Source organism: Erythrobacter ani (genome assembly GCF_019204025.1).
GTDB lineage: Bacteria > Pseudomonadota > Alphaproteobacteria > Sphingomonadales > Sphingomonadaceae > Erythrobacter > Erythrobacter ani.
In genome coordinates this window covers 184248-197444 of record NZ_JAGSPB010000002.1, presented here as the reverse complement: position 1 = coordinate 197444, position 13197 = coordinate 184248, and the positions used below count along the sequence as shown (strand labels likewise).

General features: G+C 61.7%; 16 protein-coding genes. 12 read left to right on the top strand and 4 right to left on the bottom strand.

Annotation, left to right across the window (positions count from 1 at the left end; all coding sequences use genetic code 11):
- Genes KCG45_RS07975 through KCG45_RS07955 form a run of 5 tightly spaced genes read left to right on the top strand, consistent with a single transcriptional unit; the run spans position 1 to position 2395 of the window.
- Positions 1-612, top strand: a complete 612-nt coding sequence (locus tag KCG45_RS07975; protein WP_218316745.1) for a DUF1214 domain-containing protein — start codon at positions 1-3, stop codon at positions 610-612.
- Positions 609-1121: a DUF1254 domain-containing protein gene (locus tag KCG45_RS07970; RefSeq protein ID WP_218316744.1), complete on the top strand. Its 513-nt coding sequence runs from the start codon at positions 609-611 to the stop codon at positions 1119-1121. Before KCG45_RS07975 ends, KCG45_RS07970 begins: the two co-directional genes overlap by 4 nt.
- Before the next feature lie 8 nt (positions 1122-1129).
- Entirely contained in the window at positions 1130-1675 is a 546-nt protein-coding gene (locus tag KCG45_RS07965; RefSeq protein ID WP_218316743.1) for a hypothetical protein, read from the top strand.
- A 10-nt stretch (positions 1676-1685) separates the two neighbouring features.
- Positions 1686-2006: an I78 family peptidase inhibitor gene (locus tag KCG45_RS07960; RefSeq protein ID WP_218316742.1), complete on the top strand. Its 321-nt coding sequence runs from the start codon at positions 1686-1688 to the stop codon at positions 2004-2006.
- The gene (locus KCG45_RS07955; RefSeq protein WP_218316741.1) at positions 2003-2395 is read left to right on the top strand and encodes a RidA family protein; all 393 of its coding nucleotides are present in this window, start codon (positions 2003-2005) and stop codon (positions 2393-2395) included. The genes KCG45_RS07960 and KCG45_RS07955 overlap by 4 nt, the downstream gene beginning before the upstream one ends.
- Here KCG45_RS07955 and KCG45_RS07950 read toward each other — a convergent pair.
- On the bottom strand, positions 2392-2826 hold the full coding sequence (locus KCG45_RS07950; RefSeq protein WP_218316740.1) for a phage holin family protein: 435 nt from the start codon (positions 2824-2826) through the stop codon (positions 2392-2394). The genes KCG45_RS07955 and KCG45_RS07950 overlap by 4 nt on opposite strands.
- Positions 2827-2935: 109 nt before the next feature.
- Between KCG45_RS07950 and KCG45_RS07945 the strand changes: the two genes are divergently transcribed.
- From KCG45_RS07945 to mmsB, 5 genes are read left to right on the top strand one after another with little or no spacing between them, the layout of a single operon-like run.
- Positions 2936-4081: an acyl-CoA dehydrogenase family protein gene (locus tag KCG45_RS07945; RefSeq protein WP_218316739.1), complete on the top strand. Its 1146-nt coding sequence runs from the start codon at positions 2936-2938 to the stop codon at positions 4079-4081.
- A gap of 17 nt (positions 4082-4098) precedes the next feature.
- On the top strand, positions 4099-4479 hold the full coding sequence (locus KCG45_RS07940; RefSeq protein WP_218316738.1) for a VOC family protein: 381 nt from the start codon (positions 4099-4101) through the stop codon (positions 4477-4479).
- On the top strand, positions 4476-5546 hold the full coding sequence (locus KCG45_RS07935; RefSeq protein WP_218316737.1) for an enoyl-CoA hydratase/isomerase family protein: 1071 nt from the start codon (positions 4476-4478) through the stop codon (positions 5544-5546). The genes KCG45_RS07940 and KCG45_RS07935 overlap by 4 nt, the downstream gene beginning before the upstream one ends.
- A complete protein-coding gene (locus tag KCG45_RS07930; RefSeq protein WP_218316736.1) occupies positions 5543-6349 on the top strand; it encodes an enoyl-CoA hydratase-related protein in 807 nt (268 codons plus the stop codon). Before KCG45_RS07935 ends, KCG45_RS07930 begins: the two co-directional genes overlap by 4 nt.
- Positions 6350-6359: 10 nt before the next feature.
- Positions 6360-7241, top strand: a complete 882-nt coding sequence (gene mmsB, locus KCG45_RS07925; RefSeq protein WP_369410758.1) for a 3-hydroxyisobutyrate dehydrogenase — start codon at positions 6360-6362, stop codon at positions 7239-7241.
- Here the strand turns inward: mmsB and KCG45_RS07920 are convergent.
- Positions 7228-7968 (bottom strand): Nmad3 family putative nucleotide modification protein, encoded by a 741-nt coding sequence (locus KCG45_RS07920; protein WP_255548089.1) that lies wholly within the window; start codon positions 7966-7968, stop codon positions 7228-7230. The two genes, mmsB and KCG45_RS07920, sit on opposite strands and share 14 nt — an antisense overlap.
- An 89-nt stretch (positions 7969-8057) precedes the next feature.
- Between KCG45_RS07920 and KCG45_RS07915 the strand changes: the two genes are divergently transcribed.
- Positions 8058-8867 carry an NTP transferase domain-containing protein gene (locus KCG45_RS07915; protein WP_218316734.1) on the top strand — a complete coding sequence of 270 codons (810 nt, stop codon included), beginning with the start codon at positions 8058-8060 and terminating at the stop codon, positions 8865-8867.
- A gap of 40 nt (positions 8868-8907) precedes the next feature.
- Positions 8908-10224, top strand: a complete 1317-nt coding sequence (locus tag KCG45_RS07910) for a lipopolysaccharide biosynthesis protein (RefSeq protein ID WP_255548088.1) — start codon at positions 8908-8910, stop codon at positions 10222-10224.
- Between the two features lie 18 nt (positions 10225-10242).
- On the opposite strand, the gene gcvPB is transcribed toward KCG45_RS07910, so the two are convergent.
- Together gcvPB and gcvPA are read right to left on the bottom strand one after the other, a co-directional pair.
- The gene (gcvPB, locus tag KCG45_RS07905) at positions 10243-11805 is read right to left on the bottom strand and encodes an aminomethyl-transferring glycine dehydrogenase subunit GcvPB (RefSeq protein WP_218316733.1); all 1563 of its coding nucleotides are present in this window, start codon (positions 11803-11805) and stop codon (positions 10243-10245) included.
- Positions 11802-13193, bottom strand: coding sequence for an aminomethyl-transferring glycine dehydrogenase subunit GcvPA (gcvPA, locus tag KCG45_RS07900; protein WP_218316732.1), 1392 nt, complete (start codon positions 13191-13193; stop codon positions 11802-11804). The genes gcvPB and gcvPA overlap by 4 nt, the downstream gene beginning before the upstream one ends.
- Positions 13194-13197 lie beyond the last annotated feature (4 nt).

The window sequence follows — 13197 nt, the reverse complement described above, 5'->3', positions numbered from 1 at the left end:
ATGCGAGGTCTGCTCGCTTATGGCGCGGCGATCATAGGCGGCGCGGTCATTGGTGGCTTTTCAGCGCTTTCGATGTCGGGCGTTATCGCGTCAAGCGACACGCTGACCGGTGCGATAGAAATCGATGGCTGGCGCGGTGACCTCAATATCGGATCTGAGGCCGCCGATCCCTACACTCGCGCACGGATCGCCCGTCATGGCCTCCTTGCGCTTTCGCGCAGCGAGGCGATCTATTTCACTCGCTCCGTCGACGATTCGGGCCGCCCTCTTGATGCGGCGTGCAGCTACCGGATCGGCGGCGAGCACCTGCCCGCACGCTGGTGGTCGGTGACCCTTTACGGCGCAGACAGCTTTCTTCCCGACAACACCGACGAAGCGCTGAGTTTCGATGCAAGCCAGGCGCTGGAAATGGGGCAGAAGGAACGCTGGTCGGCAATCATTTCGAACCGGCGGCCTGAGACCGACAAAGCCTGGATTTCGAGCAAAGGTGGCGGGGCTTTCGATCTCACACTTCGGCTATACGTTCCGACCGAAGAAGCTTTGAAACAGCCGGAAAAAGCGATTGCCGCCCCGTCCATAGAGCGCCTCGCATGTACGGGCGGTGAGAGATGAGACGTTGGCTGGGTCCATTGGCGACAGGTTTTGTCGCGGCCGCAGCATGCCATGCAGCAGCGCTCCATTTCACCCCCGCTTTCATCATGGACCGTGCCTACACGCTGATCGGCGAAAGCGGCGTGCCAATTCACGCGTTCCGCCTCGCACCGCAAATGCGCCCGGATACGCAGACCGTCGTACGTCCATCGCCCGATCTGGCCTATTCGATTTGCCGTTTCGATCTGGACCGAGCGCCGGATGGTTTGCGTGTCGTCATGGCCGCTTCGAACGAATATTCCAGCGTTTCATTCTACGATGCTCGAACAAACAACTTCCTTACCATCCGCGGTAAAGGCAAGACCCGCGAGGCGACACTGTACCGCGAGGGTTCACGCGCGGCCGGGACAGGCGGGTATTCTTCTCCGACCGACAAAGGCGTCGTCCTCATCCGCAGACTTGCCCCTACCGATGCGGCGTATCGCGATGTAGAACGCACGGCGGAGGGTGACCGATGCGAGGTGCTATGAGTTCGACGATGAAAGAGAAGGGCGCCGATCGTCGCGGGGATGATCGGCGCGGGCCGAAGTCTGCGCAGCTGTGCCTGCTCGCTGTCACGGCCATGCTGATGTCTGCCTGCGGTACGGATCCCGACGCGCCGAGCCCAACCGAACCCGCAGGCACAAGCGATCTGCCCGCCCCGTCCACACCAAAAGCCGACGAGCCCGAACAAGACAGCGGCGACGACACCGCGCCTCCGGCAGGGAATTCCGGCTTGATTCCGACTCAGTATCACGGCGTGTGGGATTACGAAGGCGGAACATGCGAACGAACGAGCGATCTGCTGATGGAAATCTCGGCGTCCGAGATCCTGTTCTACGAGTCCATCGGACTGGTGACCGCTACAGAGTCAGAGGGCGGCGATGTCGTCGTCACACTCGACATGGAAGGCGAAGGAGAAACCTGGACACAGCAGACGCGCTTCTCACTTGTCGGGGATGGCAACGATCAACGGCTCCACACTTCCGATGGAGAAGCTCCCAAGGAGGCGGACAAATATCCCAGCAAACGCTGCTCGAATTGAGGAGAACGCAATGAATGCGAACCTTACCGTGCTTGCCATTACCATCACGCTCGGCGGCTGCGCGGGCGCTTATACCGCGCCCGATGCCAACGCCGGGTCTGCCGAACCGATCCCCAAACCGGTGAGCGCGATGTGCGATGCACAAGCTGTCCAGGAACATATCGGGCGTGAGGCGACGCAGGCCGCTGGCGAGGCCGTTCTGGACCAAAGCGGCGCACGCACGCTCAGATGGGGACCGCCGAATTCGGCATGGACGATGGATTACCGCGAAGACCGCGTGAACATCCGCTATGACGACCAGATGAAGATCACGGCGATCACCTGCGGATGATGGGCAGACAGCGTACAACATCGGGCTCCCCGTTCGAGGATCAGTTCGGGTTCTGCCGGGCAGTGCGGGTGGACAATCGCATTATCGTTGCCGGGACCGGACCGATCGAACCCGGCGGTGAGACCACAAGCGGCGATGCCGCCGCGCAGGCTGCGCGGTGCTGTGAATTGATCATCACTGCGATCGAGGGACTGGGCGGGAGCGCCGCAGATGTGGTTCGAACACGGATGCTGCTCACCGATTTCGACGATCAGGACGCAGTCGGCGCGGTCCACGCACGTTATTTCGGCGATGCGAGGCCCGCTGCGACGATGGCGGGCGCGGCGTGGCTGTGCCGGCGCGAATGGAAGGTCGAGATCGAAGCCGAGGCTATCGTGCCCGACGCTTAAGCGACCGCACGGGGAAACGGATTGCGGATCCGTTCGATCTCCAGTCTGCTTTCGACGCGAACGATCAGGTCCGGCAGGTCATCCATCGCGTTGAGCTCGTCTGCGGAGATCAGGATCCGCGCGGGATTGCCATGCTCGGCAAGCAGGATCGCAGGCAGATCAGCGGTGTGCGTCGGATACGCCTTGGCGAACTCGTCACGGTGATAATACTGGACATCCATCCGCAGCGTGCCGAGGAAACGCCTCCATTGGCCATGCATCGAAAACGCGCCGTGTGTGAGCGCGCACAGCGAACACGGGTAGGTCGATGGCGAAACGATCTTGTGCACCATATCCTTGAGTGCATTCAGAATGCCGCCATCGGCGTTGTAGACGATCAACAGGCGCGAATAATGCTGGGTCATATCATAAGGTACGCGCGGGAAATCCATCCGGTTACTCCGCCGCTAACTTTTTGGTGCACTTCGCGCATCGGGCCTAGCAAAAGAAGCGGCCTCGCAGCCCTTTTCTAAGCGAAAGAAGCGAGGTAGACGCGCGGACATGCAAGGACAGTTTTCACTTACCGCCGATCAGCTTGCGATCCAGGAAATGGCGCAGCGCTTCACCGCCGACAACATCACCCCCAATGCCGGGGAATGGGATGAAAAGCATCACTTCCCAAGGGATGTGATCAAACAGACCGCCGAGCTTGGCTTTGGCGCGATCTATGTTTCCGAAGAATCGGGCGGCATCGGCCTGGGCCGGCTCGAGGCGGCGCTGATCATGGAGGCGATGGCCTATGGCTGCCCGACGACCAGCGCATTCATCTCGATCCACAACATGGCCGCCTGGATGATCGACCAGTTCGGCGGTCAGGGGGTGAAGGACAAATACCTGCCCGACCTCGTCACGATGGAGAAAATCGCGAGCTATTGCCTGACCGAACCGGGTAGCGGATCGGACGCGGCGGGACTGAAAGCCAGCGCGAAACTCGACGGAGATCATTACGTGCTCAACGGCACGAAGCAATTTATTTCCGGCGGCGGCGTCAACGATGTTTATGTGACCATGGTCCGCACGAGCGATCACAAGACCAAGGGCATTACCTGCCTTGTGATCGACAAGGACACGCCGGGCGTTTCATTCGGCCCGCCTGAAAAGAAACTTGGCTGGAACGCCTCTCCTACCGCGCAGGTCATCTTCGAAGATGCGCGTGTGCCGGTCGAAAACCGGGTCGGCGATGAGGGCGAAGGGTTCCGGTTTGCGATGATGGGTCTCGATGGTGGACGCTTGAACATCGGCGCGTGTTCGCTCGGCGGGGCGCAGCGCTGTCTCGACGAAGCTGTCGCCTACACCAAGGATCGCAAGCAATTCGACACACCAATCGCGGATTTTCAGAATACACAGTTCATGCTCGCCGATATGGCGACCGATCTCGAGGCGGCGCGTGCGCTGCTCTATCTCGCTGCTGCCAAGGTAACGGATAACGCACCCGACAAATCGCGTTTTTCCGCGATGGCAAAGCGGCTCGCGACCGACAATGGCAGCAAGATCGTCAACGATGCGCTGCAACTGTTTGGCGGCTATGGGTATTTGAAGGACTATCCGATCGAACGGTTCTGGCGCGATCTTCGCGTGCATTCCATCCTTGAAGGCACGAACCAGGTCATGCGCATGATCGTCGGCCGCGATCTGCTGCGCCAGTGAAAGACGGAGCGGTCTTCATGGTGACAATCGTCGTCCCTGAAATCGACGACGCCATCACTCACTACACGCAGGACTGGGGTTTTGCGCTGATCGAGAACACGCGCCATGCATCGGGCCATCGTTGGGTCGAGCTGGGTGCAGCAGGAGGCGCGCGCCTGCGCCTTGCAGAAGCGAAAAGCGATGAACAGCGTTCGGCAATCGGTCGGCAGGCAGGCGAGAGCGTTGCCTTTTTTCTGAGTATCGCAGATTTTGACGAGGCCATTATTCAATGGTCCACCACCGCAATCGATGTGCTGGAAGCTCCGCGAAGCGAGAGCTATGGCCGCGTGGCCGTCCTGAAAGACAAATACGGCAATCGGTGGGATGTTTTTGACAAGGACTACGCAGCAGCAGCATGACGCAAGATGTAAACATCCACACGCATGGCCGCGTCGGCCATATCTCGCTTAACCGTCCCAAAGCGCTCCATGCGCTGACGCTGGATATGTGTCACGCGATGAGCGCGGCGCTGACGGAGTGGGAGCATGACGACGCGGTCGAGGCGGTCATTCTCGATCATGCCGAAGGGCGCGGTTTCTGCGCTGGCGGCGATATCAACCTGCTGCGCGAATCCGCGCTGAATGATGGAGGGGTTTCGGGCCGCGAGTTCTTCCACGACGAATACCAGCTCAACCACCAGCTGTTCACCTATCCCAAGCCGATCGTCGCTTTCATGGACGGGATCACGATGGGCGGCGGCGTGGGGATTGCCCTGCCCGCGAAATTCCGCGTCGCGACCGAAAACACCCGCTTCGCCATGCCGGAAACGGGGATCGGCCTGTTCCCCGATGTCGGCGGGGGATGGTATCTTTCGCGCCTTGGCGGGCGCCTCGGACAGTTTCTTGCGCTGACCGGTGCACGGCTCGATGGGGCCGAATGCCTTTGGACCGGTATCGCCACGCATTACGTGCCGAGCGCAATGCTTGAAGAGCTTAAGGCACGGATCATCGAACGGCCCGGCCGGATCGCCGGTATCTTGTCAGAGCCTGTCGGCACCCCGCCCGAGGCACGGATCGAAGGCAATGCCCTGCGTATCGCCAAACATTTCGCCTCCGATAATTACGAAGACATTCTCGCCAGTCTCGAGAGCGAGATCGCGACGGACGAAAACGGCGGCGCCGCATGGGCTCAGAAAGAACGCGACACGCTTGGCACCAAGAGCCCGCAGACCTGCAAGGTCGCGCTGCGCCAGCTTGCGACGAGCGAGAAGATGACCGACTTTGCCGAAAATATGCGGATGGAATACCGCATCGCCTCGCGCGTGCTGACCCGGCCCGATTTCGCCGAGGGCGTGCGCGCGGTGATCGTCGACAAAACCAACGATCCGCAGTGGGATCCGCCCACGCCGGAGCAGGTCACCGATGAGCTGATCGACAGCATCTTCGCGCCGCTACCTGAAAACGAGGAATGGAAGCCCCTGAAATGACCAACAGCACGACGTACGAAACGATTCTGGTCGAGAAGGACGCCCAAGGCACGAAAGGCGTCATGCTGATGACGCTGAACCGGCCAAAGGCGCTCAACGCGCTAAATTCCAAGGTTCTCGAAGAACTGATCGAAGCTTTCGCCGATTACCAGACCGATGACAGTCAGCTCTGCGCAGTGCTTACCGGATCGGGCGAGAAAGCTTTCGCCGCCGGCGCGGATATCAAGGAGATGAGCGAGAAGGCAGCAGCCGACTTCTATCTCGACGATTTCTTCTCGCCCTGGACCAGCGAGATCGTGAAGAAAACCCGCAAGCCGTGGATTGCTGCTGTCAACGGCTTTGCATTGGGCGGCGGGTGCGAGCTTGCCATGATGGCCGATTTCATCATCGCTTCCGACAACGCCAAGTTCGGCCAGCCCGAAATCAAGCTTGGCGTGGCACCGGGCATGGGCGGATCGCAGCGGCTCACCCGCGCCATCGGCAAGTCGAAGTCGATGGAGATGTGCCTGACCGGCCGGATGATGGGTGCCGAGGAAGCCGAGCGCGCGAACCTGATCGTGCGCGTGGTTCCGCAGGCGGATCTGATCGCGGACGTGCTCAAGACCGCCGCGACCATCGCGGGCATGCCGCCGATGGCGACCATCGCGAACAAGGAAATGGTCAACAGCGCCTTCGAGATGACGCTCGACCAGGGCCTGATCGTCGAGCGCCGGATTTTCCAGATCCTCACCGCGAGCGAGGACAAGGCGGAAGGCATGGCCGCGTTTATCGAAAAACGTGAGGGCAACTGGAAGGGGCGGTAGTCGCCTTTCGTTGGGGAGAGAACACATGAAAATCGCATTCATCGGTCTCGGCAATATGGGCGGCGGGATGGCCGCTAATCTCGTGAAGGCGGGGCATGACGTGCGCGCTTTTGATCTTTCGCAGGACGCCCTGGCCGCTGCCGAGGATGCAGGCTGCGCCACGTTCGGTTCTGCCCGCGCCGCTTGCGAGGATGCCGAGGCGGTGGTCTCGATGCTGCCCAACGGCAATATCGTACGCGATGTCTACCGCACCGACGTCATCGGTCAGGCCCCTGCGGGTGCGGTGCTCCTCGATTGCTCGACCATCGACGTCGCGACCGCGCGTGAAGTCATCGCGACCGCCGAAGAGGCCGGGTACGACATGGTCGACGCACCGGTTTCCGGCGGGATCGCCGCGGCGAATGGCGGCACGCTCACCTTCATGGTCGGCGGCAGCGAAACCGCGTTTGGACGAGCCAAGCCGATCCTGGAGGCGATGGGCAAGGCCGTGATCCACGCGGGCGATGCGGGGAACGGCCAAGCGGCGAAGATCTGCAACAACATGCTGCTCGCGGTCCAGATGATCGGCACCTGCGAGGCGTTCTCCATGGCTGAAAAACTCGGCCTCGATCCGCAGACATTCTACGACATTTCGAGCGTTTCATCGGGCCAGTGCTGGTCGATGACGAGCTATTGCCCGGTGCCGGGCGTCGGTCCCCAGAGCCCTTCGGACAATGGCTATCAGGGCGGCTTTGCTTCCGCGTTGATGCTCAAGGATTTGAAGCTCGCTATGGAAGCGGCGGACAGCGCGGGCGCGAAGACAGCGCTGGGCAAGCATGCGCAGGAAATCTACGAAGCCTTCGCCGAGGAACACGGCGCGCTCGATTTCTCCGGGATCATCAAGACGCTCTGATTTCGGCGATTATCCGGTCGAGCCAATCGCGCGGTGCCTGCCTGCGTCCGATATCAGCGACGAATTCCTGACCGCGCGCAACGCTCTGCAGCCGGCGTTGTGCGTGCTTGCCGCGCAGCCAGCGGTCTGCGCGGTCGTGATAGGATAGGCCCCCGCGCTTCAGCCAGTCGGGACGCCGCCACAGACTTGGCGGCCCGCCCGGCACGGTGAGGCGCAGCGCATCACTGGCGCGCGCTGCCTCCACGCCTTCTCCCCGCCAGATGCAATCGTTGCGGTGATGCATGGCCAGCGCATGCGGATGACGCATCTCTTGCAGGTCATGGGGCACGCCGTTTGCAAGCGAGATCATCTCATCGGTGCGCAAATAGCCAAAGATGCGGTGATGGGGCTCTCCCGTATCCTCATCGGCAAACAGTCCGAAGAACACAAAAACATCGCCCGGCTTCACGCCCTGCCGCTCCAGATGAGTCTGGGCTGCACCGCACTGCCCGAACACACAGGTGCCATCATTGCGGAACATCGGATCGTGATGGCACAGATCGCGCGCGTGTATCCTGCCCCGACTGGATTTCGCGGCAAGCTCCCCGAGGCCCAGATCGCCATAGGTCGTCGCGCTTGCTGCACCTGCCGGGATCGGCAGGCTCAACGGGCGTCCATCCACAATTGGCGATGGTCCTCCACCGGCGCTGCTATCGAAGCCCTTGCGTGAAAAGATGATCCGCATCATTCTCCCAATGCCCTGCGACCAAATGTTGCACAAGCTGCTCCATTCGTTGCTTTGCGCCGTAAGAGCTTTGACGGTAAAGGCTGCAGATTATGAGCGATCAGAATAAAGTCACCGCACTCATCATGGCAGGCAAGCGATCGGGCGTGCTTGATCCGCTGGCCCAACGCGCAAATGTCGCGCAGAAATGCGTCGTACCGGTCAATGGCGTGCCCATGGTCGAACGCGTCGTGCGTCAGGTTTCCGCCTGCGATCGTGTGGACCAGATCCGCATTGTGGCGCACGAGCCGGACGAAATCGCCGCCCTCCCCACGGTTTCCAAGTTGATCGATGAAGGACGGCTGAGCTTCGCCGAGGGCAAGTTCAACATCGTCGACAGCGTGGTGTCCGGCGCCGAGGGGGCCGAATACCCGGTGCTGATCACGACCGCCGACAATTGCCTGGTCACTCCCGAGGGATACGGGGAGTTCATCGACAAATGCTTTGCGGCCGATGCAGGCGGAGCGGCGGCACTCGCCCGAAAGGAAGACGTTCAGGCCGCCGACCCGCAGGGACAAGCGAAATTCTACCAATTCCGCGACGGCGCCTATTCCAACTGCAACATGTACTGGATGGGCAGCGAACATGCGCTCAATGCGGCAGAGATCATGCGCGAAGGCGGCCAGTTCGTGAAGTTCCCGCGCCGTATCATCAAAGCGTTCGGGCTTATGAACCTCCTTCGGTTTCGCCTCGGCTGGGGATCGAAAGAAAAACTGTTCAGCCAGGTGTCGCGCAGGTTCGGGCTGAAACTGTCGCCCATTGTCGTCTCCGATGGACATTATGCGATCGACGTCGACAACGAACGAACCTTTGCCGTGACGGAGAAAATCCTTAAACGCCGTGAGAATCAGGTGACGGGTTAGGGAAAAACCCCCGCGTCTGAGCAGGAGAACGCAGGCGCACATGGCCAAAGGAATGGGACGCCTATTTACCAATATGGGCTGGTTGCTCGGCGGGCGCGGCATCAACGCCGTGCTCAGCCTGGTCTACCTTGCCCTGGCAACGCGTACTCTCGGCCTTGAAGGTTTCGGCAACTTCGCCATCATCGTCGCTCTCGGTCAGACCGTATCCGGCCTCGCAAGCTTCCAGACGTGGCAGTTCATCGTGCGCTGGGGAGCGGGCAGCGGGCCAGACGACAAGAAAGCCGCGACCGAGGCTACGGGGTTCGCAATCGCGCTGGACCTGCTCTCGATCGCGCTGGGCACCGTCCTCGCGGCAGTCTTGTGCTTCACCGCGCAATATTGGCTCCCCCTCTCGACCGACCTGCTTTGGGTAGCGTTCGGATATTGCATCGTCTCGCTTTTAGCGTTGCGATCCACGCCGATCGGGCTTCTCAGGCTGCGGTTCGATTACAAAAGGGCGACGACTGCCGAAGCGACCCAGCCGATCGTCCGTACCGCCTGCGCGGTTCTTGCGGCGGTATTCATGCCCACGGTCGCAGGCTTCGTCCTCGCGTGGGCGATTGCGGAGGTGTGTGTTGCCGGCGCGCTATGGTTCGCCGCGGCCCGGCGCGAGCGGATCGATCTGTCGCGCATAAGCTTGCGTAATGTCCCGCGCAGCCACCCCGATGCATGGGGCTTCGTCTGGTCGACCAACCTCACCGAAAGCCTCAATATCAGCGCGAAGCATGTCCTGCTCCTGCTCGTCGGTGCGATCGGCGGAGAAGCTTTTGCGGGCGGTTTCCGTGTCGCGGCACAGCTCGGTCAGGCACTGGTGCAACTGGCGCAGACGATTTCCAAGGCGATCTATCCCGAGCTCGTCCATGCCAAGGATGATGCCGTCAGGATCGCGCAGCGCATGGCCTATATCGCACTCGGCGGAGGGATATTTGCCGTCGTGCTCGCGCTGATATTTGGCCGCCTCATCATCGAAACCATCGCCGGTGAACCGCTGGGAGGTGTCTACTGGACCATGGTCATCATCGCGATCGCGGGCGCTATCGAACTGGTCGGCGCGAGCCTGCAATCACTGCTGGTGAGCGCCGGACGGGCGGGCACCGCGCTGATCGCCCGCGCCATCCCGATGGCCCTGGGCTTCGCCCTGCTCGATGTCGCGATGGGGTGGCAGGGCCTGAAAGGCGCGGCATTCACAATGCTGGGCTCCAGCGCGCTTGCCGTCATCGGCTTCTGGATCGCCATCCTGTCGCTCCAGTCGATCAAGATTACGGTGGAGCGCCCTGCGGGCAAGGACGCGCCGGAGCCAAGCCCCGATCCCCGGTAAGCAGGGATTCGGCGAGCTTTACTCAGGCTCGCTCCAAGCTAGCTTGGGCTTGCGCGCGGCTGCGGTTTCATCGAGCCTGCGGCGCGGCGCGTAATACGGCGCCTGCTTCATGCTCTCATCGCCTGCAAGCGCGCGCTCCGTTACCGAACGAAAAGCCGTGATAAACTGGTCTAGGCTGGCCTTGCTCTCTGTTTCCGTTGGCTCGACCAGCATAGCGCCGTGGACCACCAGCGGGAAATACACCGTCATCGGGTGGAACCCTTCGTCGATCAGGGCCTTCGCCAGATCGAGCGTGGAAAGCCCGCCCCCGAAATCCTTATCACCGAACAGCGCCTCGTGCATGCACGGGCCACTATCGGCGAAGGGCGCATGGAGAATATCCTCGAGACCGCGCAGCACGTAATTCGCGTTGAGCACCGCGTCCTCGGCGACCTGCTTCAACCCATCGGCGCCGTGGCTGAGCATGTAGGTGAGCGCGCGGGTGAACATGCCCATCTGGCCGTGAAATGCAGTCATCCGTCCGAAGGTTGGACCGCATTCGTCGCCGTCTTCCTCTTCGACAAGATGGTACTCGCCCGCATCGCTTTTCTTGACAAATGGCAGCGGTGCATAGGGCGCAAGAGCCTCGGAAAATACGACCGGGCCCGAACCGGGGCCGCCGCCGCCATGCGGGGTCGAGAACGTCTTGTGCAGGTTGATGTGCATCGCATCGACGCCGAGGTCGCCGGGACGCACCCGGCCGACGATGGCGTTGAAATTCGCTCCGTCACAATAGACATATCCGCCCGCGTCGTGGACCGCATCGGCGATCTCGCGGAAATCCTTTTCGAACAGTCCGCACGTATTCGGATTGGTGATCATGACGCCCGCGACATCGGGGCCAAGCCGTTCTTTAAGCTTGGCAACATCGACGCGGCCTTCGGCGGTCGCGGGGATGTCCTCCACTTCGTATCCCGCAAAGGCTGCGGTTGCGGGATTGGTGCCGTGCGCACTTTCCGGGACGAGCACGACCTTGCGCGCATCGCCGCGAGCGGTGTGGGCCGCACGGATCGCGAGGATCCCGCACAGCTCGCCATGCGCACCGGCTTTCGGGCTCATCGCGACGGACGGCATGCCGGTCAGCTTGCACAGCCAGTCGCCAAGCTCGTGGATGACCTGCAGCGCGCCCTGCACGCTTTGCTGGGGGGCGAGTGGGTGAATGTCGGCAAAACCGGGGAGCCGGGCCATCTTCTCATTGAGGCGCGGATTGTGCTTCATGGTGCACGAACCGAGCGGGAAGAAACCAAGGTCGATCCCGTAATTCTGACGGCTGAGCCGTGTGTAATGGCGGACCGTCTCCGGCTCGGTCAGGCCCACAAGGCCGATCGGCTCGGAGCGTTCAAGGCCAGCAAGGCGTGTGGGTGCGCCATCATCGATCTCAGGCAGGTCAACACCGGTCGTCTGCGAATGGCCAATTTCGAAGATCAGCGGCTCTTCGAGCATCAATGCGCGGTTGCCTGTCGTCGTGGACGGGCCGTTGTGAAGGCCATCTTCGGAGACCTGCATGGCAGGCTTCCAACCGGATTTGTTGGGGGCGTTCATTGGGCTGGCTCCTTCGCCTGCGCCGCGGCCAGCACATCGTGCAATTCGGTGGCCAGACGGTCGATGTCTTCTTCGGTCGTTGTCTCGGTCACCGCGACAAGCAGCGCATTCTCGAGAGCCTGGACCCCGGGATAAAGCCGTCCGAGCGACACTCCGCCAAGCACGCCGCGGTCGGCCAGATCGCGGACGACCTCGCGTGCAGGTTTGCCATCGAGCATAACCGTGAATTCGTTGAAGAACGCATTGTTGAGCAAGGTTACGCCGGGCACCCGCTCCAGTCGATCAGCAGTCAGGCATGCGAGGCGATGGTTCTCCGCCGCGAGCTCGCGTATGCCCTTTTCCCCGAGCAAGGTCATGTGGACGCTGAATGCGAGAGCGCACAGCCCGCTATTGGTGCAGATGTTCGACGTCGCCTTTTCGCGGCGGATATGCTGTTCGCGGGTCGACAGGGTGAGCACGAAACCGCGCTTGCCCTCGGCATCGGTGGTCTCACCGCATAGCCGCCCCGGCATCTGGCGCACATGCTTGGGATCGCGCACGGCGAACAGGCCGAGATATGGGCCGCCGAATTGCAGGCCGACGCCAATCGACTGGCCCTCCCCAACGACGATGTCCGCGCCTAGTTCGCCCGGTGACTTGATCGCGCCGAGAGCCACCGGTTCGGTATTGACGGCCACAAGCAGCGCGCCCTTGGCATGCGCGGCTTCGGCTACCTTGGATAGATCGCTGATCCGACCGAGAATGTCGGGATACTGCACTACGACGCAGGCGGTTTCCTCATCGATCCGGCTGATGAGCCCTTCGAGATCGGGTTCGGTCTGGATCGCGGGCTGCGCGTCGGCGATATCATCGCCGGTGAACTGCGCCATCGTTTTCACGACCTGCGCATAATGCGGGTGCAGCGCGCCGGACAGCACCGCCCGCTTGCGACGGGTCAGGCGCGTCGCCATCGCCACCGCTTCCCAGCACGCGGTCGATCCATCATAGAGCGAGGCATTCGCGACAGCACAGCCGTACAGACGCGCGACCTGCGTCTGAAATTCGAACAGCATCTGTAGCGTGCCCTGCGCGATTTCGGGCTGATACGGCGTGTACGCGGTGAGGAATTCCCCACGCTGGATCACCGTATCGACACTCGCAGGCACATGATGACGGTACGCGCCCGCTCCCAGGAAAAACGGCGCGTCGCCTGCCGCAAGATTTTTGCCCGCGCGCGATTTCATGTGCCGCTCGACCGCCATTTCGCTCGCATGCATCGGCAGGTCATGGATCGGCCCGTCGAGCTGCGCGACCGCAGGGACGTCGACGAACAGATCATCTATCGATGAAGCGCCAATCTTGGCCAGCATGTCGGCGCGATCGGTATCGGTGAGAGGGAGGTAACGCATGGGA

Coding starts and splice junctions, on each gene's coding strand:
- KCG45_RS07975 (WP_218316745.1), top strand. CDS start 1: ATGCGAGGTCTGCTCGCTTATGGCGCGGCGATCATAGGCGGCGCGGTC.
- KCG45_RS07970 (WP_218316744.1), top strand. CDS start 609: ATGAGACGTTGGCTGGGTCCATTGGCGACAGGTTTTGTCGCGGCCGCA.
- KCG45_RS07965 (WP_218316743.1), top strand. CDS start 1,130: ATGAAAGAGAAGGGCGCCGATCGTCGCGGGGATGATCGGCGCGGGCCG.
- KCG45_RS07960 (WP_218316742.1), top strand. CDS start 1,686: ATGAATGCGAACCTTACCGTGCTTGCCATTACCATCACGCTCGGCGGC.
- KCG45_RS07955 (WP_218316741.1), top strand. CDS start 2,003: ATGATGGGCAGACAGCGTACAACATCGGGCTCCCCGTTCGAGGATCAG.
- KCG45_RS07950 (WP_218316740.1), bottom strand. CDS start 2,826: ATGGATTTCCCGCGCGTACCTTATGATATGACCCAGCATTATTCGCGC.
- KCG45_RS07945 (WP_218316739.1), top strand. CDS start 2,936: ATGCAAGGACAGTTTTCACTTACCGCCGATCAGCTTGCGATCCAGGAA.
- KCG45_RS07940 (WP_218316738.1), top strand. CDS start 4,099: ATGGTGACAATCGTCGTCCCTGAAATCGACGACGCCATCACTCACTAC.
- KCG45_RS07935 (WP_218316737.1), top strand. CDS start 4,476: ATGACGCAAGATGTAAACATCCACACGCATGGCCGCGTCGGCCATATC.
- KCG45_RS07930 (WP_218316736.1), top strand. CDS start 5,543: ATGACCAACAGCACGACGTACGAAACGATTCTGGTCGAGAAGGACGCC.
- KCG45_RS07920 (WP_255548089.1), bottom strand. CDS start 7,968: ATGATGCGGATCATCTTTTCACGCAAGGGCTTCGATAGCAGCGCCGGT.
- KCG45_RS07915 (WP_218316734.1), top strand. CDS start 8,058: ATGAGCGATCAGAATAAAGTCACCGCACTCATCATGGCAGGCAAGCGA.
- KCG45_RS07910 (WP_255548088.1), top strand. CDS start 8,908: ATGGCCAAAGGAATGGGACGCCTATTTACCAATATGGGCTGGTTGCTC.
- gcvPB (WP_218316733.1), bottom strand. CDS start 11,805: ATGAACGCCCCCAACAAATCCGGTTGGAAGCCTGCCATGCAGGTCTCC.
- gcvPA (WP_218316732.1), bottom strand. CDS start 13,193: ATGCGTTACCTCCCTCTCACCGATACCGATCGCGCCGACATGCTGGCC.